The sequence below is a fragment of the Bacillus pumilus genome, from assembly GCF_038738535.1.
Taxonomy (GTDB): Bacteria; Bacillota; Bacilli; order Bacillales; family Bacillaceae; genus Bacillus.
In genome coordinates, this window is sequence record NZ_CP046128.1 from 1066567 (window position 1) to 1090816 (window position 24250).

At 42.5% G+C, this 24250-nt stretch carries 21 protein-coding genes, 1 pseudogene and 1 riboswitch; of the genes and pseudogenes, 14 read left to right on the plus strand and 8 right to left on the minus strand.

Annotated features, from left to right (window positions below):
• Nucleotides 1–12 precede the first annotated feature (12 nt).
• A complete protein-coding gene (locus tag GKC25_RS05160; protein ID WP_187704442.1) occupies nucleotides 13–1827 on the plus strand; it encodes an IucA/IucC family protein in 1815 nt (604 codons plus the stop codon).
• Between the two features lie 43 nt (nucleotides 1828–1870).
• Here the strand turns inward: GKC25_RS05160 and GKC25_RS05165 are convergent, their stop codons facing one another.
• The 4 genes from GKC25_RS05165 to GKC25_RS05180 form a co-directional block, all read right to left on the minus strand.
• Nucleotides 1871–2725: a GNAT family N-acetyltransferase gene (locus GKC25_RS05165; RefSeq protein ID WP_034663385.1), complete on the minus strand. Its 855-nt coding sequence runs from the start codon at nucleotides 2723–2725 to the stop codon at nucleotides 1871–1873.
• A gap of 113 nt (nucleotides 2726–2838) precedes the next feature.
• Complete coding sequence (gene metH / locus GKC25_RS05170) at nucleotides 2839–6267, minus strand: methionine synthase (protein WP_342689926.1); 3429 nt, start codon at nucleotides 6265–6267, stop codon at nucleotides 2839–2841.
• Nucleotides 6251–8092 carry a bifunctional homocysteine S-methyltransferase/methylenetetrahydrofolate reductase gene (locus GKC25_RS05175; protein WP_034663380.1) on the minus strand — a complete coding sequence of 614 codons (1842 nt, stop codon included), beginning with the start codon at nucleotides 8090–8092 and terminating at the stop codon, nucleotides 6251–6253. The genes metH and GKC25_RS05175 overlap by 17 nt, the downstream gene beginning before the upstream one ends.
• 78 nt (nucleotides 8093–8170) lie before the next feature.
• Nucleotides 8171–8289, minus strand: a riboswitch (SAM riboswitch).
• A gap of 81 nt (nucleotides 8290–8370) precedes the next feature.
• Nucleotides 8371–8862, minus strand: coding sequence for a YajQ family cyclic di-GMP-binding protein (locus GKC25_RS05180; RefSeq protein ID WP_034663377.1), 492 nt, complete (start codon nucleotides 8860–8862; stop codon nucleotides 8371–8373).
• A 237-nt stretch (nucleotides 8863–9099) separates the two neighbouring features.
• On the opposite strand from GKC25_RS05180, the gene GKC25_RS05185 reads away from it, so the two are divergent.
• The 3 genes from GKC25_RS05185 to GKC25_RS05195 all read left to right on the plus strand — a co-directional run bounded on the left by GKC25_RS05185 (nucleotide 9100) and on the right by GKC25_RS05195 (nucleotide 12805).
• A complete protein-coding gene (locus GKC25_RS05185; protein WP_342689927.1) occupies nucleotides 9100–9948 on the plus strand; it encodes a S1 RNA-binding domain-containing protein in 849 nt (282 codons plus the stop codon).
• A 233-nt stretch (nucleotides 9949–10181) separates the two neighbouring features.
• The gene (locus GKC25_RS05190) at nucleotides 10182–11159 is read left to right on the plus strand and encodes a BMP family ABC transporter substrate-binding protein (protein ID WP_342689928.1); all 978 of its coding nucleotides are present in this window, start codon (nucleotides 10182–10184) and stop codon (nucleotides 11157–11159) included.
• On the plus strand, nucleotides 11156–12805 hold the full coding sequence (locus GKC25_RS05195) for a methyl-accepting chemotaxis protein (RefSeq protein WP_095285006.1): 1650 nt from the start codon (nucleotides 11156–11158) through the stop codon (nucleotides 12803–12805). Before GKC25_RS05190 ends, GKC25_RS05195 begins: the two co-directional genes overlap by 4 nt.
• A gap of 48 nt (nucleotides 12806–12853) precedes the next feature.
• Here GKC25_RS05195 and GKC25_RS05200 read toward each other — a convergent pair whose 3' ends face one another.
• On the minus strand, nucleotides 12854–13711 hold the full coding sequence (locus GKC25_RS05200) for a DegV family protein (RefSeq protein ID WP_034663363.1): 858 nt from the start codon (nucleotides 13709–13711) through the stop codon (nucleotides 12854–12856).
• A gap of 140 nt (nucleotides 13712–13851) precedes the next feature.
• On the opposite strand from GKC25_RS05200, the gene GKC25_RS05205 reads away from it, so the two are divergent.
• Both GKC25_RS05205 and GKC25_RS05210 read left to right on the plus strand, forming a co-directional pair.
• Nucleotides 13852–14694: a YitT family protein gene (locus GKC25_RS05205; protein WP_034663360.1), complete on the plus strand. Its 843-nt coding sequence runs from the start codon at nucleotides 13852–13854 to the stop codon at nucleotides 14692–14694.
• A 14-nt stretch (nucleotides 14695–14708) separates the two neighbouring features.
• Complete coding sequence (locus tag GKC25_RS05210) at nucleotides 14709–15164, plus strand: BsuPI-related putative proteinase inhibitor (protein WP_066031047.1); 456 nt, start codon at nucleotides 14709–14711, stop codon at nucleotides 15162–15164.
• Between the two features lie 60 nt (nucleotides 15165–15224).
• Here GKC25_RS05210 and GKC25_RS05215 read toward each other — a convergent pair whose 3' ends face one another.
• The 3 genes from GKC25_RS05215 to GKC25_RS05225 all read right to left on the minus strand — a co-directional run bounded on the left by GKC25_RS05215 (nucleotide 15225) and on the right by GKC25_RS05225 (nucleotide 16466).
• Nucleotides 15225–15416 carry a DUF3813 domain-containing protein gene (locus GKC25_RS05215; protein WP_024425070.1) on the minus strand — a complete coding sequence of 64 codons (192 nt, stop codon included), beginning with the start codon at nucleotides 15414–15416 and terminating at the stop codon, nucleotides 15225–15227.
• Nucleotides 15413–15565, minus strand: coding sequence for a hypothetical protein (locus tag GKC25_RS05220; protein WP_034663354.1), 153 nt, complete (start codon nucleotides 15563–15565; stop codon nucleotides 15413–15415). Before GKC25_RS05220 ends, GKC25_RS05215 begins: the two co-directional genes overlap by 4 nt.
• A gap of 88 nt (nucleotides 15566–15653) precedes the next feature.
• Nucleotides 15654–16466, minus strand: a complete 813-nt coding sequence (locus GKC25_RS05225; RefSeq protein WP_187704444.1) for a Cof-type HAD-IIB family hydrolase — start codon at nucleotides 16464–16466, stop codon at nucleotides 15654–15656.
• Nucleotides 16467–16602: 136 nt separating this feature from the next.
• Here GKC25_RS05225 and GKC25_RS05230 point away from each other — a divergent pair, with 136 nt between their 5' ends.
• The 8 genes and pseudogenes from GKC25_RS05230 to GKC25_RS05265 all read left to right on the plus strand — a co-directional run bounded on the left by GKC25_RS05230 (nucleotide 16603) and on the right by GKC25_RS05265 (nucleotide 24208).
• Nucleotides 16603–17388 carry an alpha/beta fold hydrolase gene (locus tag GKC25_RS05230; RefSeq protein WP_034663344.1) on the plus strand — a complete coding sequence of 262 codons (786 nt, stop codon included), beginning with the start codon at nucleotides 16603–16605 and terminating at the stop codon, nucleotides 17386–17388.
• A gap of 45 nt (nucleotides 17389–17433) precedes the next feature.
• Nucleotides 17434–17742 (plus strand): metal-sulfur cluster assembly factor, encoded by a 309-nt coding sequence (locus GKC25_RS05235; RefSeq protein ID WP_003211530.1) that lies wholly within the window; start codon nucleotides 17434–17436, stop codon nucleotides 17740–17742.
• A gap of 121 nt (nucleotides 17743–17863) precedes the next feature.
• Nucleotides 17864–19308, plus strand: a pseudogene (locus GKC25_RS05240) (FAD-binding protein).
• Complete coding sequence (locus tag GKC25_RS05245; protein ID WP_034663338.1) at nucleotides 19305–19853, plus strand: MFS transporter; 549 nt, start codon at nucleotides 19305–19307, stop codon at nucleotides 19851–19853. The pseudogene GKC25_RS05240 and the gene GKC25_RS05245 overlap by 4 nt, the downstream one beginning before the upstream one ends.
• 137 nt (nucleotides 19854–19990) lie before the next feature.
• Nucleotides 19991–21028 (plus strand): N-acetyl-gamma-glutamyl-phosphate reductase, encoded by a 1038-nt coding sequence (argC, locus tag GKC25_RS05250; protein WP_034663335.1) that lies wholly within the window; start codon nucleotides 19991–19993, stop codon nucleotides 21026–21028.
• A gap of 20 nt (nucleotides 21029–21048) precedes the next feature.
• Nucleotides 21049–22269 carry a bifunctional ornithine acetyltransferase/N-acetylglutamate synthase gene (gene argJ, locus GKC25_RS05255; protein WP_034663333.1) on the plus strand — a complete coding sequence of 407 codons (1221 nt, stop codon included), beginning with the start codon at nucleotides 21049–21051 and terminating at the stop codon, nucleotides 22267–22269.
• Nucleotides 22270–22283: 14 nt separating this feature from the next.
• A complete protein-coding gene (gene argB / locus GKC25_RS05260; RefSeq protein ID WP_034663330.1) occupies nucleotides 22284–23060 on the plus strand; it encodes an acetylglutamate kinase in 777 nt (258 codons plus the stop codon).
• A complete protein-coding gene (locus GKC25_RS05265; protein ID WP_034663326.1) occupies nucleotides 23057–24208 on the plus strand; it encodes an acetylornithine transaminase in 1152 nt (383 codons plus the stop codon). The genes argB and GKC25_RS05265 overlap by 4 nt, the downstream gene beginning before the upstream one ends.
• The last annotated feature ends 42 nt before the right edge of the window (nucleotides 24209–24250 follow it).

Genomic DNA, 24250 nt, shown 5'->3' on the forward strand with positions numbered 1-24250 from the left:
GAGGATGAAGCGATGAGTGTACAAGATGAATTGAAAAAAGCGGTGAATCCTGCTGCTTGGAAAAAGGCAAACCAGCGAATGGTGGCAAAAATGCTGTCTGAATACATGTATGAGGACATGCTTCATCCCGTGCAGCTAGATCGTAAGGATGGCATCGCTCAGTATGAATTAATCATTCACGAACATAAGAAATATCGCTATCTCGCAAAAACTCGTTTGTTTGATAGTTTTGATACAATCGCTGAATCAATCGAGTGCTGTCAAGACGGAAAATGGTCAAAGGATGTCAGTGCGATTGTGTTTTTACTAGACATTCAGCCGCTCATTCCAATGTCTTCTGATACAACAGGCCATCTTATCAAAGAGCTTCATCATACCCTGTTAGCAGATGTACATTTGCTGTCGAAAAAAGCACTTCGTGCGGATGAACTGACAGATACAGATTACGCTTGGATTGAAGGAGAGATGACAGGCCATCCTTGGATTGTGTATAACAAAGGACGCATTGGGTTCAGTTACGATGACTACCTAGCCTATGCACCTGAAAGGCAAGAAAGTGTGCAGCTGTCTTGGATTGCTGTTCACCGGGACCTTGCGACATTCCATGCGGTCGATCATGAAAATTATGAGCAGGTGATCGCCAAAGAATTAGATGAAGTCACGATCCGTCAATTTCACCGCGTGTTAAAGGATGAAGGATTGAATGCAGCTGATTATTATTTGATGCCTGTTCATAAGTGGCAGTGGACGCATATGATTATTCAGCATTTCCCGGAAGATTTGGCCTTGCGCCGGATTGTGTATGTAGGAGAGGGACTGGATCAATATATCCCGCAGCAGTCCATCAGAACCTTTACAAACATCTCAAATAAAGGCAAGCATCATATTAAACTGCCAATGAGTATTTTAAATACACTCGTGTACCGGGGACTTCCGTCAGAACGGACAGTCATTGCCCCTCGTATTACAGCGCATATTAAAGGGATTGCGGATCAAGACTCATTTTTATCGGATGTCTGCCGCGTGATTTTACCGGGTGAAAACGCAAGTATCAATGTCGATCATCCTTACTACAGCAAACTGCCTGGTGCGCCGTATCAATATCTTGAGATGCTCGGTGTGATTTTTAGAGAAAGCATTTACACGTATTTAGATGAAGGAGAGAGCCCTGTTACACTTGCAGCACTCACTTATGAGGATCATGAAGGTGAGCCATATGTGAAACAGCTGATTGAAAAATCTGGTCTCTCAGCAAAGGAATGGATGGCGAAATTTTTCCATGTTGTGATGCCGCCGCTGCTGCACTTCATGTATCAATATGGCACCGTCTTTTCACCACACGGGCAAAATACGATTCTTGTGTTAAAAGATCATCAGCCGCATCGTTTGGCGATCAAAGATTTCGTTGATGATGTGAATATTAGTGATCAGCCGCTGCCTGAATTGGCTTCACTAGGAGAAGATTTAAAAGAAGTGCTGCGGAGTGAGCCGCCGGAAGGGTTAGTGCAGTTTATCTTTACAGGACTGTTTATTTGCAACCTGCGTTACGTTTCAAACGTGTTAGACAATCATCAGCTGTTAGATGAAACGACACTTTGGCGCTTGCTTGCAGAAGAAATTCAGCATTATCAAAAGCAATTCCCGCAGCTGAAGGACCGTTTTGAACTATTTGATCTATTCCAGCCGAAGCTGACAAAGCTGTGCTTAAATCGTAATCGAATGATTGATTATGGGTACGGAGATGGAGATGACCGCCCGCATGCGTCAGAGCATGGGAAGGTCAAAAATGCACTCGCTCATGTTCTTTCGTCCGCCTGTGAGAAGTAATAGAAAAGCTGTAGACATCAACTGTCTACAGCTTTTTATTTTTTTACGAAAATGCTTGAGAGGCAAGGAAATAAAGAAGTGCGGGATCATTCTGCTTTTCTTTTCCGCGAATCATCATAAAATGCGCTTTGTTTGTTTTCGTAAAACCTGCTTCAACAAGTGATTCATGGAGGCGCTCAGCTGTTTCCTTCTGCATATCTAAACGAATCGCACCAGAATAAGACGAGATGAGCGAACGGATCATAGAGAGAGCTGTAAGTTCATCATTTGCTGTAAGCGGTCCAATCATTAAATTGGCAGGCGTTTCAACGCCAAATGCAAAGCCAGTTGTTTCGTGATGTTCATTCTTTGCAATGATACGCCGTGCTGCCCGGTTCATCCGGTTTTTTAAAAAGCTTGATCGATTTGTACCTGCGCCTTTTTCATCAAGTGCTTCAATGGACGGAAGGTGCGTTTCATCGGCAGGAGACAGGTGAATGTCATCTGACACACGAAGAGCCTCTGGGTTCGGTTTTTGCGCTTTGTAAGTATGAATGTAACCAGCCGTGTGAAACCCGATTTTTTCGTAAACAGGCCGCCCTTGGACAGTAGCGGTTAAAACGACAGGAATGCTTTGGCTTTGATCTAGCAGGGTGTCAATCATTTTCCGTGCAAGACCTAATCCGCGATGTGTCTCAGATACAATGACTGCCCCAATTGACGCCGCTTGATCATATTGGAAAAGTCCTGCACATGAGATGACTTGTCCGTCCGTTGTTGAAAAACCTGTGAAATATCCATTTGTTAAAAGAGATGTGAGTTCTTCCGCATTGTAATCAGGCCAGTCTACCTCTTGAGACAATGCGATGAGATCTGGTATGTCATCAATTGTTAATGCTCGTTGAACAACGTTTGTCATGACACGCAACTCCTTCTTAGCTGAATTCATTTATATGTATCGTACCATAAGAAGCATAGTGTAAAAATTGGTGTTTACAATCAAAAAAGAACCTCCAATTCCGGAGGCCTGCATTAATGAACATTAAAATATCGAGCTTCAGGATGAGAAACGACGATCGCTGAAACAGATGCTTCAGGTTCCATCATGAACCCTTCTGTCAGATGGATGCCAATTTTTTCAGGCTGAAGCAGCTTGAACAGCTTTTCTTGGTCTTCAAGATTTGGACAAGCGGGATAACCAAAGGAATAGCGCTGCCCTTGATATTTTGCCTGAAATCGTTTTTCCATTGTGAAATCGACTGGGTCAGGGAAGCCCCATTTGTCACGAATCACTTGGTGGGTTCTTTCGGCTAATCCTTCTGCAAGCTCAAGCGCCAGAGCTTGGACCGCATGCATTTTTAAATAATCTCCTTCTTGCTTAAATTGCTGCGCAACTTCACGTATACGCGCACCAGCTGTGACGGCAAATAAGGCAATATAATCCTTCTCGTTTTCGCCGCTTTTCCGCACATAATCAGAAATAGAGCGGTACGGAAGCTTCTCCTGTCTTGGGAATTGGAACGTTTCAAGGATGCGGTCAGGCGCTGCGGGATCATAAATACGCAGATCATTTCCGTTTGAACTGGCAGGGAAAAATTGATAAACAAATGCAGGCGCAAACCAGTTTTTCTCTCTGCCTTCGTTTAGAAGGTCTGTGACAAGCTGCTTTAATTCCAATGCTTTTTGATGCTGGTTAGCTAACAATGTTTTGACCTTTCCTTTTAATCCAAGGTGGTGACCAATGAGCATTTGTTCATTCACATAAGGCATAATGTGATGCAAATCGATGTCCCGCACATAATGACGTGCCGTAGTCTCTGGTGTAAGAATAGGTGCCTGCGGGAGCGCCGCACGTTTTTCTAGTAATTCAATGACAGCTTGTGGCTGCTTTGCTTCTTTCTCTTTAAAAGGAGCCGCTGGCTCTTCTCCGGACATTGTTTGAAACTGAAGAGGATTCGCTTTTAATTCATTGGCTAAAGATAAGCCGTCCATCGCATCTTTTGCATAAAGAACCGGTCCGTCATAATGAGGCGAAATCTTCATTTTCGTAAATTTCCGAGAAAGTGCAGCGCCGCCGACCAAAATGGGCACGGAAATATTCGCTTTTTGTAAATCCTGAGCGGTGAGTACCATTTGCTGAGCTGATTTCACAAGCAATCCTGATAATCCAATCATATCTGGTTTTTCCTTTTGCACAGCTTCGATCAATGTTTGAGGTGTCACCTTGATGCCGAGATCAACCACTTGAAAGCCATTATTGCTCAAAATGATGTCGACAAGGTTTTTCCCGATATCATGGACATCTCCTTTTACAGTTGCAAGTAGAATCTTACCTTTCCCGCTTGCATGCTGCTTTTCCATATATTGCTCGAGATACGATACAGATGCCTTCATGACCTCTGCCGATTGAAGCACTTCCGCCACAATCATCTCGTTTTGATTAAAAAGACGTCCAACCTCAGCCATTCCCTGCATTAACGGACCATTGATGATATGAAGTGGTGATTCAAATTGCTCTAGAGCAAGGGATAAATCATCGATAAGTCCTTCTTTTGTTCCTTCGACGACGTAGAGTGCCAGCCTTTCATCAAGTGATAAAGAGACCTTTGGTTTTTTCTCCGTTTTCTTTTTGCCTCGGTAAAATTGGGTGAATTCAGCAAGGGTTTGATCATTTGTTTCATAGAGCAGCGTTTCAGCCAGCTTGATTTCTTCCTTTGGAATAGAAGCGAAACGTTCAAGCTTTTCCGTATTCACGATGGCGTAGTCAAGTCCTGCTTGGACGCAGTGATACAAGTAGACGGCATTCAAGATTTCTCTGCCAAGAGGCGGGAGTCCGAAAGACACGTTGCTGATGCCTAAAATCGTCAGGCACTCAGGCAGATTTTCCTTGATCATTTTGATGCCTTTGATCGTTTCTTCGGCAGCGCCAATATACTGCTCATCTCCAGTGCCTACTGGAAAGACAAGTGGATCAAAAATGATGTCACTTGCGGGAATTCCATATTTCTTCGTTAATAGATCATGAGAGCGTACGGCAATCTCGAGCTTTCGTTCTGCTGTTACGGCCATCCCTGTTTCATCGATCGTGCCGACAACAAGTGCACCGCCGTACAGCTTCACAAGAGGGAGAATTTCTTCAAACCGTTCTTCGCCATCCTCAAGGTTAATGGAATTGATGATGGCTTTCCCTTGGGAATACGTGAGCGCCTTTTCAATCACGTGTTTATCTGTTGAATCAATGACAAAAGGGGCTTTGACTTTTTTCATGGCCTCTTGTAAAAAGCCTTCCATGTCAGCTGCCTCGTCACGGTCTGGATCAGCGAGACACACATCAATCACGTGAGCGCCGTTTTTTACCTGTGCGCGAGCAATTTCTGACGCTTCTTCAAATTTTTGTTCCGCAATGAGTCGTTTGAACTTGCGTGAACCAATAACATTGGTCCGTTCTCCTACAAAAAGAGGACGCATTGATTCCTCATACATAAGGGGCTCAATTCCTGATACGGTATGCTGAGACGATTCATGCGCGATGTGACGCGGCTGAATCGTGCGTACTTCATCTGACAAAGCTTGAATATGTGCAGGTGTTGTTCCGCAGCAGCCGCCAACAATATTTAACCAGCCCTCCTTCGCAAAAGCGGCGATTTTTTTAGCAAGAGAAACAGGGGATTCGTGATATTGACCTTCTTCATCTGGAAGACCAGCATTTGGATAGCAGCTAACCGCTGACTTGGCGATGGAGGAGAGCGTGCGGATATGGTCTGTCATAAATTCAGGACCAGTTGCACAGTTAAGGCCGACACTAATTGGTTTCATATGCTCAAGAGAGATATAAAAGGCTTCAATGTCTTGACCAGCTAGGGTAGTGCCCATTGGTTCAATTGTACCTGATACCATGAGTGGTAATTGAATGCCTGCCTGCTGAAAGGCTTCCTGAATGCCTTTGAATCCAGCTTTTACATTCAGCATGTCTTGGCTTGTTTCTAAAAGAAGGGCATCACATTTGCCATCAATCAGGGCGCGGGCCTGCTCTTTGTAGTTGGCGACGAGTTCATCGAAGGTTGTGCCGCCTGTCACAGATAATGTTTTTGTTGTGGGTCCCATTGCGCCTACAACAAATCGAGGCTGCTCCGGCGTGGAGTAACGGTCAGCTTCGTCCTTTGCCAGCTGGGCAGCCCGTACATTGAGTTCATAGGCAAGGTGGCCAAGCCCGTATTCATCAAGGACGAGCTTTGTAGCCCCGAATGTATTTGTTTCAATGAGATCGGCACTTGCTTCAAGGTATTCCCTATGAATCGCGCGGATGATGTGAGGGGCTGTTACATTCAAATACTCGTTACAGCCCTCATACTCTTCTCCGCCAAAGTCTTCTGCTGTGAGATTGGCATTTTGAATCATGGTCCCCATTGCACCATCAAGGACGAGGATGCGTTTCTTTAGCTGTTCAGTGATAGTTGACATGGATGTTTGACTCCTTTTCTTTCTGATGAATGTAGGTGGTCAGTTCTGCTGTTAAATCTGATCGAAGGAAAGGGGTAATTAAATAAATGCCATTAAACAATTCACAGGCTGTATCTAATAAAGAGCGGGCAATCGCTAAGCCTTCTGCTCGCTGCTTTTCCTTATCCTCGCCAGCCTTGGCCATAATGTCACGAATGGAATCAGATAATTTGATGCCTGGAATTTCATGATGAATAAACTCTGCATTTCGGCTGCTTGTTAACGGCATAATGCCAATATAAATCGGTTTATCCAAATGACGGCTCTCCTCATGAATTTTCACAAGCTGTTCCTCAGAATAAACAGGCTGTGAAACAAAATAATCAGCGCCGTATTCGATTTTTTTCTCAAGACGTTTGACCGCTTTATCAATGTGACGAACATTCGGGTTAAACGCGCCAGCTACTGAAAAATTGGTCTTTTTACCAAGCGGCTTCCCTGAGAAAGAAAGACCTTCGTTAAACTGCTTGATCAGCCGGATCAAATCAAAGGAGGTTAAATCGTAAACCGACGTTGCACCTGGGAAATCTCCAATCTTAGATGGATCGCCTGTAATGGCTAAAATATCAGTTAAACCAAGCGTGTCGAGACCCATCAAATGGGATTGAAGCCCAATCAAATTACGATCACGGCACGTAATATGGACAAGTGAACGCATATCAAGCTGCTGTTTCAATAATGCGCCGCAAGCCACATTGCTAATGCGCGGGGTCGCAAGAGAATTATCAGCTAATGTCAAGGCATCAATGCCTGCATTCTTTAATTCATTTGCAGCGACGAGAAATTTTTCGAAGTTCAGCTTCTTCGGCGGATCAAGTTCTACAATAATCGTCCGTTTTTCCGCAGCGAGCTCATCAAGACCTGGTTCAGTCCGCTGATCTTGAATCGAAATGATTTCTTCTTTTAATACTTTCACTTCTTTTTCAGTGATCGGCGCTAAATCCTTGACCGCTTCAGCCATTGCGTGAATATGCTGAGGTGTTGTTCCGCAGCAGCCGCCGATAATACGTGCGCCTTGATTTCTAAACTCAAGTGCACTTTTTCGAAAATAATCGTTATCTGTATCATAGACGAGTCTGCCTTCTTCAAGAGAGGGAAGACTGCTGTTAGGATAGACTGACAAATGGGAATTTTCTAAAATCGGTACGCCTTCGAGTGCCTGAATCATATGATAAGGGCCCAGTCTGCAGTTGATGCCGACGACATCTGCGCCAAGAGAGGACAATTCAGATAAACCATCCTTGAGCGGGGTTCCATCCTGCAAAACACCTTGTTCATGCATGGAGACGTTCATGACAATCGGGAGAGGCGTTTCTTTGCGTGCAATTTGGAGAACGGCCTTCGCTTCTTCCATGTCATAGTACGTTTCTAGCAATAATCCGTCAGGCTGTTCATTTAATAGAATGTACAGCTGCTCTCTAAAGCTTCGTTTAATTTCTTCAATAGAGTAGGCATTTTTGTTAAATGTTCGAATGCCGCCGATCGTTCCGAGTACATAAGCGGAGCCTGCGGCTGCTTTTGCGATTTGTACGGCCTTTGTATTGATGCGCTTTGTTTCTTCCTCTAAGCCGTAGCGGGATAGTTTAATATAATTCGCACCGTACGTATTTGTTTGGATGATGTCAGCACCAGCCTGCACATATGCCTCATGCACGCGCTTTACTTCCTCTTCTTTCGATAAATTTAATTCTTCAAAGCAGCGGTCAATGCCGTAAGAGTATAAAAGTGTTCCCATTGCACCGTCAGCAATCAGTACGCGGTTTTGTAAGTCTTGTAATAGGCCCATTGGTTTCCTCCTTATTTCTATGTAACAAAAAAAGCCTTCTGATAAGAAGAAGACTTTTTGGCTGTATCGTAATTCTTCTCCTTATCTTCCAAGCAGTTGCTTGCTGGATTTAGCACCTTGGTCATAGAAAATATATTTCTACTACACCGGTTGCTGAGGCTTCACAGGGCCAGTCCCTCTGCCTCTCTTGATAAGAAAGTGATATGAACATGTCAATGAATTGAACTTCCATCAACTGTATCGAAAAAATCGAAAATAATCAATGGAAAATTTGAAATTTATCGAAAATTTATAAATTGAACATCAATTGGCAAATCTGCCTTGCGCATAAGAGAAATAACCTCTTGTAAATCATCTTTATTTTTCCCTGTTACACGCACTTGGTCATCTTGAAACTGTGACTTCACTTTGATGCCGGATTGCTTAATGAGTGCATTGATCTTTTTGGCGTTGTCTTGATCAATCCCGCTGATCAGCTTCGCGCGCTGGCGTACTGTTCCGCCAAGGGCATGCTCGGTTTTTCCGTAGTCGATGTTTTTAGTTGGAACATCTCGTTTGATCAGCTTTGTCACAAGCACATCTTTTAGCTGCTCCAGCTTAAAGTCATCATCAGAGATGAGAACGAGCTCTTCTTTTTCAAGAGAAATATCACTTTTACTTCCTTTAAAATCATAACGGTTTTTAATTTCTTTCAGCGCTGCTTGAACAGCGTTTTGCACCTCTGGCAGTTCTACCTTCGATACAATGTCAAATGAGCTTTCTTTTGCCATAACACATGACCTCCATGTATAGATATTGCGTCTATTTTATCATGCAAATAGGAGAAGAAGAAACTTTATCGAAGAGACGAGTCAAAGAGTTCAGCCGGCAGCGGTATAAATCGTATCCGGTTTGTCCACTTTAGCTAACAGAACTAGAGATGTTCATGTGGGGAGAAGTATAGTAGAATAAAGTGAATCAAAAGATGAACGAACGCTCTTTTATGGGCAGATAGGAAGGAAGAGAACATGAGACCAGGTGAGCAACTGACCTTGCAAATAGAGAACGAGATGGAATACGGCTACTTTTTGACAGATGGTGAAGATTCGGTCCTCTTGCACCGCAGTGAGATGACAGAGGATATTGGTGACCGAGATGAAGTAGAGGTCTACTTATATGTAGATCATGAAGAAAGACTGGCTGCCACGATGAAAATACCTACAATCAATGCGCATACATATGGCTGGGTAGAAGTCGTAGACGTGGTAGAAGACATGGGCGCATTTGTCGATGTCGGGCTGTCAAAGGATGCACTTGTTGCAATAGAACACCTCCCGCCTTTTGAGGAAGCATGGCCAAAAAAAGGAGACAAACTCTACTGTATGCTGAAAGTCACAAGCTACGGCAGAATGTTCGCAAAGCCAGCCACTGAAGATGTGATCAGTGAATTGTTTACTGAGGCACCTGAAACCTTAATGAACAAAGAAATCACTGGAACCATTTATCGCTTAATTGCGACAGGCTCTTTTATGCTGACAGATACAGGCGTGCGAGGGTTTATCCACCGCACGGAACGAAAGGAAGAACCAAGATTAGGATCGACCGTGACAGGACGCGTCATTGCCGTGAAAGAGGATGGAACCGTGAACGTTTCTCTGCTTCCTAGAAAACAGGAAGCGTTATCTGTCGATGCAGAAGAAATCTTAACCTATATGAGAACGAGAAATGGTGCCATGCCTTATGGGGACAAAAGTGATCCAGAAGACATCCGCGAACGATTCCAAATGAGCAAGGCAGCCTTTAAACGAGCATTAGGCCATTTGATGAAAAATGACTTAGTTTACCAAAAAGAGGGCTGGACATACGAGAAAAAATGAGCAGCGTGAAATCCAAACCCTGACTTCAAGGGTTTTCATATCACACTGAAATGAAGACAAAGGGATAAAATCATCATGATTTTATCCCTTTTTTTATATTTGTTATAAATAATGGGTTTTTTCAGTGAAAAAAGTCATGAAAAAAGCTGAAAAACCTTCACTTAATCATTGAAACAACGCCTCTCAAATCCGATAAGAAAGGAGTAAGGATGATAAAAGGAGTGTGTGTGTGGATGAAAGTGAAAATTTCATTGCTTCTGGTGGCAGCCCTGCTTATGGTGCTCGCCGCATGCAGCAATCAGCAAGGGAAACCACCGGCATCAAATGCGAAGCATATTGGCGTTATGCTCACAGATGATGGTCTTGGTGATCAATCATTTAATGATTCATCATTTAAAGGATTAGAAAAAGCACGTGATGACCTTGGGATTGAATTTGATTATAGAGAAATTGCAGAAACCGATACATATGAAAAAGGACTGACCGAGCTTGTAAAAGATGGCAATGACCTCGTCATCGGAGTAGGCTTCAGTATGCAAGAAGATTTAGAAAAAGTCGCAAAGAAATATCCGAAGAAGCAGTTCCTTCTCATCGATGCCGTATCTGAGCTGAAAAATGTGACCTCCGTGACGTTTAAAGAAGAGCAAGGCAGCTATTTAGCGGGCGCACTTGCTGCCATGACAACGAAAAGTGATGTCATTGGATTTGTTGGCGGTGTCGATGCGGATTTGATCCATCGTTTTGAAAAAGGGTTCCAAAAAGGCGCCAAATCAGTAAATCCGAACATCAAGATCTTATCCACCTATGCTAATACGTTTAGTGATGCGGGCAAAGGCAGTAAAATAGCCAAAGGCATGATCAAAAAGAAAGCAGACGTTTTATATGCCGCAGCTGGCTATACAGGTGTCGGTGTATTAAAAGAAGCGCAAGCGCAGGGCAAATATGCCATTGGTGTAGATAGTGATCAGTACTACACCGCTGAAAAAGCGGTAATTTCGTCCATGGTAAAAAAAGTCGATGAAGTGGTCTATCAATTCAGCGAACAGCTCGTCAAGAACAATCAAAACAAAAATGGGCATGTTATCTACGACTTAAGCAATGACGGAATCGATATGGCAAGAATTCGGGTGATGAAGAATGCTGAGACATTGACCAAAAAAGTAAATGAACTGAAGCAGAAACTTCTAAAAGAAGAGGGGGACGCATCATGAGCTTGCGCATCAAAATTTTACTCAACTCACTCGTCTCACTTCTTTTAGCAGTTGGCGTCATCGCCTTTATCATTGTCAGTATGACAAAGATCCAATCATCAAATGAAACAGAAGTTCAAACCTTATTAAACGTTCAAAAAACAAAAGCAAGCTTTGAAAGCGTCGAACAAGCCATGACCAATTATTCAATGACACTTTCTGATGAACAGCTAGAGGTTGTTCAAACCGATATTTCTACAGCAAAAAAACAGCTGCAAACGTTAAACAAACATGCAGGAAATATCAACAAAGATGCATTAACAAGGTTAAATGCAAAATATGACACGTGGACCAAGGAAGCAAATAATGCCATTGGTGAAAAAAACGCATCGGATGCAAGACGGGTCGCTGCAAGAATTGATGGTGTTTTAAACGACGTCCATACAATGAATAAAAGAGCAGAAGAAGCGTATAAACAAAATCAAGAGAATACATCTGATAATGTGCAATGGATCATCACCAGTGCACTCGTTGCAGCCCTCACGCTGATTGTCATTGCTGTCTTTTTAAATATTGGGTTAACAAGATCCATCGTGACCCCTATCAAATCACTATCCTACCGAGCGAAGCAGATCGCAGAAGGCAACCTTGCTGTCGAGCGGATGCACATTCAGCGCAAGGATGAAATCGGCGGCTTGAATGAATCCTTTAATCAAATGACAGATCAGCTGATTAGTCTGATTAAAGAAATCAGCAATGTCTCAAGTCAAGTAGAGACATTCTCGATCCAGTTAGATGATGAAAACAAAAAGCTGATGGAATCTGCAAATCAAGTATCTGTCTCGACAGACGAAATGGCAAATGGGTCACAAGCCATTTCAGAGGATCTCCAGCATGGCGTCAGTTTGATTGAAAAGATGGATCAGCATGGACGTAAAAATTCCGAACGTTCACAAACAGTCATCCAAAGTACTGAGGATGCCATAGAAGCAGTGGAAAGTGGAAAGCACACGTTAACAGAAACAAAAACGGCGATTGAAAAAAATACACATGCCACAAGGCAAATCGAGCAGTCAGCAGGAGAATTCACGCAATACGCCAGCGGCATCTCGGCCATGGCCAAAACTGTTTCTGACATTGCGGATCAGACAAACTTACTTTCGCTAAATGCGGCGATTGAAGCGGCAAGAGCAGGTGAAGCTGGAAAAGGCTTTGCTGTTGTTGCAGATGAAATTCGTAAGCTTGCCGATGAATCATCTAACGCTACAAGACAAATCTTTGATATGGTCAGTCATATTGAAAGAGGCATTCAATCCATTAGTCAAACTGTCAAAGAAGGAGTCAAGCTTTCACTTCAACAGCAGGATGCGATGGACAAAACCTCACACTCCTTTGAAGATATAGAAACAAAAGCGCAGCACATTAAACAAGAAATGGCTGTCTTAAATGACCAAATTGTTCAATCAACAGAGCTTGGCGGACAAGTGCTGAACTCGATTGAAAATATTAGTGCGGTTGTAGAAGAAACAGCAGCTGGCAGCGAAGAAATTTCTGCCTCTGCCAATGAACAGCTGCAATCATTCCATCAAATGAACAAACAGGTAGAAGAACTGATGAGTATGACGGCAAGGTTAAATGAAACCGTCCATCGGTTTAAACTTTCATAAGTCATAAGAAAAGCACCCTTCCCGTGATGTGTCAGGGAAGGGTGCTTTTTATGATGGTTTGCCTGTAAAGAAGATTGCAAGCGTGCCTGGGCCTGAATGGGACCCAACAGCCGCGCCGACAATCTGAATATCAATTTCTTTTGGATGAAATTCGGCTTCAATCAATTGTCTCATGTCTTCTGCAAGTGCAGGATCATCACCATGACTAATGCCCACCGTTTGATTTGGCCAATCCGTTCCACGTTCTTTCATCAGTTCAATAATGCGTTTCAACAGCTTTTTACGTCCGCGGATTTTCTCAAGTGGTATGAGCTTTCCATCCTCGACGTGTAAAATGGGCTTAATGCTTAATAAACCGCCAACAAATGCGGACGCTTTACTGATTCTTCCGCCTCTTGCTAAATACGATAAATCGTCTACAGTAAAAATATGTTGTAAAGATTCGCAAAAATGCTTTACAGACGTTTCAATTTCTTGTATTGTATTTCCGTCAATGGCAAGTGATTGAGCGTGTTTGACAGCAAGCCCATAGCCGAGTGAAGCACATTTAGAATCAATGATTCGCAAATCAAAATCAGGGTATTCTTCCTTCACTTCGTTTGCCATCATCACAGCTGTTTGGTATGTACCGGAAAGCTCTGATGAAAAGGCAACATAGATTGCAGATGTATGGGTTTGTGCGACAGAAACAAAGGCTTCTTTGATTCGGTTTGGTGAAGCTTGTGACGTTTTTGGGCTGGCACCTTGTCTCATCGCATCAAATACTTGTTTTGGTTCAATGGTGATCAAATCTTCAAATTCCTGCTCGCCAAGTAACACACGCAGCGGAATGAGCGTCATGTTATGTTCATCATAATAAGAAAGAGGCAGATCAGCAGCACTGTCTGCTATGATATGAACAGTCATCAAAATCCCTTCTTTCTAAAAATATCAGCCATATTTTACATCTTTTTAGCCTAACTATATCACAGAAATCATCTTTTCGTGTTCAAATTCTAAATTTTAGGGAAAACCATAGAGAGAATGGTAAGTGGAGGAATGACAATATGTTCATTGGAGAAGCAAAAAAACTCATTGTCGTCGTCATTGGTGCACTGCTCAATGCGATTGGACTGAACTTATTCTTAATCCCAGCTGATGTATACGCGAGCGGGTTTACAGGGGTGGCCCAGCTGTTATCCAGCTTAATGGATCAATATGCGCCATTTTATATATCAACAGGGATCCTATTATTTATTTTAAATATTCCAGTCGGCATTTTAGGCTGGATGAAAGTTGGCCGTTCCTTTACGTTATACAGCATCATCAGTGTTGCACTGACGACCATTTTCCTCGGCATCTTACCGGAAACGAGTGTTTCACAGGATATATTACTAAATGCTGTGTTTGGCGGCGTCATATCTGCACTCGGGATTGGGATCACCCTCAAATATGGGGCATCAACAGGCGGGCTCGACATCCTTGCCATGATCTTAGCGAAGTGGAAGGATAAACCAGTCGGCACATATTTCTTCATTTTAAATGGAATCATCATCTTTACAGCAGGATTATTACAAGGTTGGGAGAAAGCATTATATACCCTTGTCACATTATATGTGACCACAAGGGTCATTGATGCCATCCATACAAGACATGAGAAGCTGACCGCGATGATTGTGACGAAGAAAGCTGATGAAATCAAAGAAGCCATTTATGGAAAAATGGTTAGGGGCATTACGACTGTACCTGCAAAAGGAGCTTTTACCAACGAGCAAAAAGAAATGATGGTGATCGTCATTACAAGGTATGAGCTGTATGAACTTGAACAAATTATTAAAGAAGTCGATCCAAAAGCCTTTACAAATATTGTGCAAACAACCAATATTCTTGGATTTTTCAGACGAGATTAAAAGGTGGGTAGTAAATGAAAAAAGGGTTGGTGCTTCTTCTCGTTTTATTGATTTTAGCCGCTTGTGGACAACAAAAAAAGGATGAACCAGACAAGGAGGTATCCGGTCAAATGGGAGAAAAAACGGTTGTACTCACAGTAGACCCCGTCCAGAAAGGTTCTTCGGTTCAATTTAACATGTCGCTGAAAAATGAATCAGATCGAGATATTGAATTTACTTTTAACACAAGCCAGAAATTCGAGCTCAGTGTGTATGACGAAAACGGAAATGAACAATACCGCTATTCGAAAGACCGTATGTTCACACAGGCCATCCAATCATTTGTGCTGAAGAAAGGCGAAGCCTATGATTTTCAAGATACGTGGTCAAACGGTGTCAAGCCGGGAACGTATGAAGCGGTCGTCACATTTAAAGGAAAAGCAGAAGGGCTGAAGCAAATCACGGAAAAGAAAACGTTCCAAGTGAAATAAGTGCTTCCTGCTTCATGAGAATCAGAAAAAGCTGTCCAATGGTGGACAGCTTTTTTTATGTTAGAGATCATCGAGCAAGTCTTGGAAGGTATGCAGTTGGTTTCTTTCTGCATCTGTCGAATTGGCAAATGCAGAAGATACGGCATTTTTGGCTCGTTTGACCGCCTGTTGACGCTCTAACCCAGATGAAAATGAAGAAGTAAGGGCTTCTTCAGTAAATGATTTGGCTTGATCAAAAAGTTCGTTTCTCACAATGAACCTCCAGAAGCATCAGTCTTCATATTTCCCCTGTCCGCCGCCGCTTCTTCAAGTGTCGAACGATAAGGAAAACGTGCGTCATGCAGACTGACTGAATCTTTACCTTGTTGTATAAAGCGTTTCGATTTGCTTCTTTTACCCATTCGGAATCCGCCCCTTTACACAAGCTGACAGGACAACCTGTCTAACGGTAGTATGCCCGCTTCCTTCGGTTATGTATGAATGGAAAAATTAAAGCGAGAAGTAATTCGTTAGAAACTTTGCAATCCCATCTTGTTCGTTCGTATCAGTGACTTCATTTGAAACACGTTTCACCGCATCGATTCCATTGCCCATTGCCACGCCGCATCCAGCAAATTCAAGCATTTCTAAATCATTGTCTTCATCTCCGAATGCCAGAATCCGCTCCTGTGGAACGCCGTAATAATCACTGATCTTTTGCAGTCCAACGGCCTTGTTCATGCCTGTTTTAATGATTTCAATCACGTGCCACGGTGCAGCCCATCGCCGGTGATCAATCACTTCTGCATGAACATCTGATAAATAGCTTCGAATGGCTCCAACGTCCTCTTCTTTTGCATGGATTAACACGCTCGTCACATTTTCTCCAAGGTTGTCCCGAAGGTCTCCCACGGTGACTTTATTTGCATTCATATTAAATATATCAATGAGCTTCTCATCATGGTAATGGAAATACAAATCGTCTAACACTTCAGCTAGCACATTGTGCACTTTGTACTCCTCACTAATGTCTACAAGCTGTTTAACGACTTGGAGATCAAGTGACGTATGAAATCTGCCCCATTTTTCATCAAGAGGATGATGGACAAACGCGCCATTAAAATTCACAATGGGTGAATCAAGCTGTAATTGCTGATAATAAGGAGAGCTGGAACGAAATGGCCGGCCGGTTGAAATACAGACATGATGCCCGCTGTCTTTCACTTTTTGAATGACGTCAAGCGTGTGTGTAGAGATGGTTTTATCATCTTTTAATAACGTGCCATCCAGGTCAAGTGCGATTAGGTAAGGTTTAGTCTCCATAAAATCTCCTTTGATCTGTAAGTGATAGGAGGCAGTTCGTGCGGCGCCTCTATCTATAGTGTATCTTTATCACATCTTTGTTGTCTACATGTTAAAATAAACAAAGACGGGAATGATAAAGGAGGATTCATAGGCTGTGATCACCATTGATGAGCAAACTGAACACGATATTCCATTTTTACATATCGTAAAAGCTGAAAATAAAGACAAACCGCTGCCGCTTGTATTTTTCATACACGGATTTACAAGTGCACGTGAGCACAACTTACACTTCGCCTTTCATTTGGCGGAAAAAGGCATGAGAGTGATTTTGCCTGACTGTGCTTATCATGGTGTAAGATCAGAAAACCTCAGCTTAGAGGAACTGGCATCAAAGTTCTGGGAAATTGTCCTGAACGAAATACGTGAAATCGATATACTCAAAACATACTTTCAAGAAAAACAATTGATTGAAGCCGATCTGATTGGTGTTGCAGGTACTTCCATGGGCGGCATCACGACCTTTGGTGCACTCGCCAAGCATGATTGGGTTAAAGCAGCAGTCAGCTTGATGGGCAGTCCGAAATATACGACATTCCTACAAGCACAAATCATGGACATGCGGCACAAAGGATTGATGAAAGAAATTACAGACGAAGAGGTTCATCAGCAATTAGACGCCCTGCGCCCTTATGATTTAACGCTGCAAACAGATCGATTAAACAAAAGACCGCTGTTATTCTGGCATGCAGAAAACGATTCAGTTGTCCCTTACAGACATGCAAAGGCTCTTTATGACGAGTTAGCAGCAACCCAATATAAAGAAGATCCGCACCTGATACGTTTTATTACAGATGGACAGGCTGGTCATAAGGTCTCAAGACAAGCAATGTTTGAAACGATTGACTGGTTTGTGACACATCTGAAAAGCACAAACGTTTAGTCAAAGGAAAAAGTACGTTATACTAATGGAAAAGGAGTGGATATCATGGATGAAGCATTGAAAGAAAATATTTTAGGCGCCCTAGAACAGGTGATTGACCCTGAGCTAAATGTCGACATCGTCAACCTTGGACTTGTCTATGATGTCGATCTTGATGAGAATGGAAAAGCGGATATCACGATGACCTTAACATCAATGGGGTGTCCCCTTGCACCAGTTATCGTGGATGAAGTGAAAAAAGCATTAAGTGATCTTCCAGAAGTGAAAGAAACAGAAGTTCACATCGTATGGAATCCGCCTTGGACACGAGACAAAATGTCAAGATACGCAAAAATTGCGCTCGGTATTCAATAAGCAAAAATGAAAATGCCTGGTATGAGTTGAACTCATGCCAGGTTTTTTTTATGAAAAAATAAGGTGGAGGAAGAGAACGTATTGATATAATGGGTGTAATATAACAGATCGGAGCCTCATAATGAAACGAAAATGGTTATGGATTGTTCTTTTAGTGGGATACGCTGCTGCATTTTTTGCATCAATCACCATTCGTGAGGAGCAAGCACACAAAAGCCAAGATCTTGAAGCCTTTACAGATGTCAGTCATCTTATGCCTGTCAAAATAAAAAAAGTCGTTCAAGGAAAAGAAATAGACACTTTAAAAGAAGTATTAAAAGAAGCGAAAGCAAAAAACCTGCCGATATCCATTGCAGGGAAACAGCATAGCATGGGCGGCCACACGTATTATGAAAATGGCATCGTGTTTGATATGACCAAATTCCGTCAGATTTTAGCATTTGATGAAAAAAGAAAACGATTCGGGTCCAAAGCGGCGTTACATGGGATGATATACAAACATATGTGAACCCATATGGTCTTGCCGTGAAGGTCATGCAATCACAGAATATCTTCACGATTGGCGGTTCTCTCAGTGCAAACGCACATGGACGTGACATTCGCTACGGATCACTCATTGACACGGTTCGTTCCTTTAGGCTGCTAAAGGCAGATGGGGAGATCGTTACAGTGAAGCCAGGCGATGATTTGTTTACAGCCGTGATTGGCGGATATGGTTTGTTCGGCGTGATTTTAGATGTTGAGCTTTCGCTAACGAGAGATGAATTATACAAAATGGAGACAACCTCTCTTGATTATCGTGAATACACCGATTATTTTCAAAAGCATGTCAAACACAATAAAGAAGTACGCATGCATCTCGCAAGAATCTCAACAGCGAAAACAAACTTTTTGAAGGAGATGTATGTAACGAACTATTCCCTCTCAACTCATCAAGAGCTCGAACCATACCGAGAGCTAAAGGAAGATCAGCTCGTCATGCCATTGAAATTTATGCTCGGCCTTTCAAGAAGATTTGATATGGGGAAAGATCTGCTCTGGAATTTGCAAAAAAAGTATTTCCAAAGTCAAAATGATCAGCTGATCACAAGAAACAATGTGATGCGTTCAGATTCTGCTTTTTTAGAATATGAAAATGAGTCAGACACAGATGTGCTTCAGGAATATTTCGTCCCAGTTGACCGCTTTCGTGCGTATATCGATGAAATGAGAGACTTTTTACAACAGGAAGAATTGAATTTAATGAACATCACGATACGCTACGTACAAAAAAATGAAAAAGCGGATCTCTCATATGCGAAAGAAGATATGTTTGCCCTTGTTCTTTTAGTGAATTATGGTTTTGAGAAAGAAGAGAAGGCAGAAGCAGAGCGGATCATCCGGCAAATGACAGATATCACGCTGCGGCACCATGGAAGCTATTACTTACCGTACATGCCTTATCAAACGAAGGCACAAATGAAGCGGGCGTATCCTAAAACCGATGTATTCTTCCAAAAGAAAAAGAAAGCAGATCCAGATGGCAGGTTTATCAATTACTTTTATGAAAGGTACAATACACAATGAATGCAAAAGCAATGAAATGGTTCGTCTACTCACAAAGCCTGCTGTTTTTCGCCAGCAGTTTGATTTTCCCTTTTTACATTCTTTTTATTAAAAATGTTGGTTCAAGCTATTCACAGTTTGGTCTTGCCTATGGCCTATTTGGTTTAAGCGGAGCGTTTATTCATTTACTCTTAGGGAAACTACCCGAAACTACTGACAGGCGTCTCTTTTTAATCATTCATTCGTTCGGTATGGCGTTTCTTTTACTGCTATTTCCGCATATAACAGAAGTGGAGCAAGTGTATATGATTCAGCTTGCACTTGGTGCGTTAGGCGGCTTTCAAAAACACGGGGAGAAACTGCTTGTCACGGAACTGACAACAGGTAATAAAAGAATGAAGGAGGTTGGACACTATCATTTTTGGACAGCTCTTTTTTCATCCATCGCGATTATGCTTGGCGGCCTGTTTGCTGATTTCTTTACCGTTCATTTCATTTTTTATGCAAGCTCCATATTATATTTATGCAGTGCGCTCATGGTCATCTATATCAAAAACGAAAGATAAATCCGCATGTCTCATGAAGATATGCGGATTTTTTGTTGAAAAAAAATGAAAACAAATATTAAATATACAATTGAATTAATTTTTATACATGTTATAATGTTAAATAATTTCACAAAGATCAAGAGGGTGTATTGACGTTGAAAATAGGTATTATAGGTGCTACAGGGTACGGTGGTGCGGAATTGGTTCGTATCTTCAAGCATCATCCACATGTGGAGGAATGTATATTGTATTCATCAAGTGGTGATGGGCAATTATACAGTCAATCTTATCCGCATCTGACAACTATTACTGATCAAACATTAAAAGCCATTGATCCCGCTGCCATTGTGCGAGAAACAGATGCTGTGTTTATAGCGACACCGGCAGGCGTATCAAGTGAACTTTCGCCGAAGCTCATGAATCAAGGAGTGCCCATTATTGATTTATCAGGTGATTTGCGCATTCAAGATGGCGCAACCTATGAAGCTTGGTATAAACGAAGGGCAGCTGATCAAGCATCTGTTCAACAAGCTGTGTACGGATTATCTGAATTAAATCGTGAAACAATTGAGCAGGCTGAAGTTATTGCAAACCCAGGGTGCTTTCCTACCGCAGTTCTTCTCGGTTTAGCACCGCTGATGAAACAGAATCTAATCGATGAATCTATGATCATAATAGATGCAAAAACAGGCGTGTCCGGTGCAGGACGATCTGCCTCACTTGGAACACATTTTTCAGAGCTAAACGACAATTTCAAAATTTATAAGGTAAATGAACATCAACATACACCTGAAATAGAGCAAATATTAAGAGAATGGAATCCGCAAACGGCGAACATCACATTTTCAACGCATCTTGTCCCGATGACAAGGGGGATTATGGCGACGATGTATACACAGCTGAAATCAGATATCACAAAAGAGGAATTGATGAAGCATATGAAAGGCTTTTATGAAGATTCCTATTTTGTCAGAGTGAGAGATCACGGGGTGTATCCGCAAACAAGGGAAGTACACGGCAGTAATTTCTGTGACATTGGCTTTCATTTAGATGAACGTACAGGCAGACTCACGATTGTGTCTGTGATCGACAATCTCATGAAAGGCGCAGCCGGCCAAGCGGTTCAAAACTTCAACATCATCAAAGGTTTAGATGAAGAGGCGGGCCTCACAATGACACCTCTCTATCCATAAGAACAGGGGAGACAACAAACATGATCGAATTGAATGAAAAAAGCATTGTAAAAATAGACGGTGACGTATCATCACCAAAAGGCTTTGAAGCAAAGGGGATTCATATTGGATTACGCTATTCAAAAAAAGACCTTGGACTGATTGTCAGTGAGGTGCTGGCAGCGAGTGCAGCGGTATACACACAAAGTCACTTTCAAGCTGCACCTCTACAAGTCACTCAGAAAAGCTTAAAAAAGACAGGGCAATTAAAAGGTGTCATTGTCAATAGTGCCATCGCCAATGCATGTACCGGTGAGCAAGGTTTGAAGGACGCATACGAAATGCAGGCAGCCTGCGCAGATATGTTAGGGGTAGAACCTGATTACATTGCTGTTTCTTCTACTGGTGTCATTGGAGAGTGTCTCGATATGGATAAAGTCAAAAAAGGCATCTCACAGCTGAAAGAAGCAAAAGCAGGAAATGGTCATTTTGAAGAGGCAATCTTAACGACAGATACAGTCATTAAAAATACAACATACACCCTGACGATAAACGGCAAAGAGATTCTAATTGCAGGTGCAGCAAAGGGCTCTGGCATGATTCATCCGAACATGGCAACGATGCTTGGCTTCGTGACAACGGATGCAAATGTCGAACAGGAAGCCCTGCAAAACGCACTTCGTGACATTACCGATGTGACCTTTAATCAAATTACCGTCGATGGGGAAACATCGACAAACGATATGGTACTCGTAATGGCAAATGGCATGGCAGAAAATGAAGCACTCAATGAAAAGCATCCAGAATGGCCATTGTTCAAAGAAGGATTAAAGCTAGCTTGTGAGGATCTTGCCAAAGAGATTGCAAGAGACGGAGAAGGTGCAACGAAATTAATTGAAGCGCAAGTTGCTGGCGCCAAAAATAATTTAGAAGCCGGCATCATAGCGAAGAAAATCGTTGGTTCAAGTCTTGTGAAAACAGCCGTCTACGGCACCGACGCCAACTGGGGGCGAATCGTCGGAGCCATTGGTCATAGTGCAGCTTCCGTCACACCACAAGAGGTAGAAGTTTATTTAGGCGCACAATGTCTGTTTAAACATAATGAACCGCAGCCATTCTCAGAAGAGGAAGCAAAAGCGTATCTAGAGCAGGATGAGATCACGATTTTGATTCAAATGAATGAGGGAAATGGTAAAGCAGCAGCATGGGGCTGTGACCTTACCTATGATTATGTGAAAATTAACGCGAGCTATCGCACATAATGAAGGAGATAGACATGGATAAAACGATCGTATTTAAGTGTGGAGGCAGTGTCATTCGAGAACTTTCAGATACCTTTTATGAAAATGTCCGCTCACTTCAAGCTGCTGGATTTAAGCTGGCTATCGTCCATGGTGGAGGTCCTGAAATCACTAGCATGCTGCAAAAATTAGAAGTGAAAACAGAATTTGTTGACGGGCAGCGTAAAACAACGAAGCCTGTATTAGAAGTAGCTGAAATGGTCCTCTCGGGAACGGTGAATAAATACTTTGTGTCAGAGCTCGCAAAGCATGATATTTCATCTGTCGGCGTATCTGGAAAAGATGGGCAGATGCTTGTCGCCGATTTCCTCGATCAAGACGTGTACGGATACGTTGGCGAAATCAAAGAAGTCCATCCAGAGATGGCAGAAGCATTAATGGAAAAACAATTTATTCCTGTTATTGCACCGCTGTCTATGACAGAAGAATGCCAAACGTTAAACGTAAATGCTGATTTAGCAGCATCAGCTGTCGCAGGAGCGATGAAAGCTGATAAGCTCATGTTTGTTACAGATGTGGAAGGCATTTTAAAAAATGGTGAATTATTAGATGTCGTCACCGAACAAGAAGCTCTTTCACTCATTGATGAAGGCATTATTTCCGGGGGAATGATTCCAAAAGTGCAATCCGCTTTAAGTGCTTTATCAGGAGATGTGGATGAAGTCATGATCGTGAATGGCAAAGGCAGTATCTTTACAGGGGAAACCTTTAAAGGAACAAGAATTGTGAAACAAAAGGAGGCGGTCCTGTGAGTCATCTCTTTCAAACGTATGGACGGTGGAATGTTGAAATTAAAGAGGCAGCAGGTTCTTGGGCAGTCGATACAAATGGAAAAAAATACTTAGACTTTATACAAGGCATTGCGGTTACAAATCTAGGCCACAATCACCCAAAGGTCAATCAAGCCATCAAGAAGCAGCTTGATCACGTCTGGCATGTATCGAATCTATTTGAAAATGGACTGCAGGAAAAAGCAGCAGAAAAGCTTGCGGCAAACAGTTCAGGAGACCTCGTGTTTTTCTGCAATAGCGGAGCTGAGGCAAATGAAGGCGCGATCAAATTAGCACGTAAAGCAACAGGGAAAACAAATATCGTGACATTTTTGCACTCTTTTCATGGGCGCACGTATGCTGGTATGGCTGCTACAGGTCAAGATAAAATCAAAACTGGCTTTGGCCCTATGCTGGAAGGCTTTCATTATGTACCGTTTAATGACCCAGACGCTATTGCGGCGTGTGAAGTCGATGATGTGGCAGCGGTAATGCTCGAGGTTGTGCAAGGAGAAGGTGGAGTAAATCCAGCAACAGCAGAATTTCTAGAAGCCGTTCAAGCGTTTTGCAAAAAGCATGAAGCACTGCTGATCGTAGACGAAATTCAAACGGGTATTGGACGTACAGGAACAGCGTTTGCATACGAACAAACGGGACTTGATCCTGATATTATCTCTTCTGCTAAAGGCTTAGGAAACGGCTTCCCAGTCGGTGCGGTCATCGGGAAAAAGGCTTTAGGAGATGCATTCTCACCAGGTTCACACGGAACAACCTTTGGTGGCAACATGCTTGCCATGGCCGCAGTGAATGCAACACTAGATGTCATTTTCAAAGAAGAGTTTCTTTCAGAAGTCAAAGAAAAAGGTGCTTATCTGTTAGAAAAGCTGCAAGATCTGAAACAACTGAATATCGTAAAAGAAGTACGCGGAAAAGGATTGATGGCAGGGATTGAATGTCATCAGCCAGTCGGTGATTATATCACAGCTCTTAGAGAACAAGGGTTGCTGGTACTTCCAGCTGGTCCAAATGTGATTCGGTTATTACCTCCGCTGAATGTAGAAAAAGCAGAAATAGATCATGCAATAGAAGCGATTACTCAGGTTTTAGCAAATGAAGCAGTGACGGTTTAAATTTTTTTACACCAAAACGCATAAAAATGCATTTATATTACT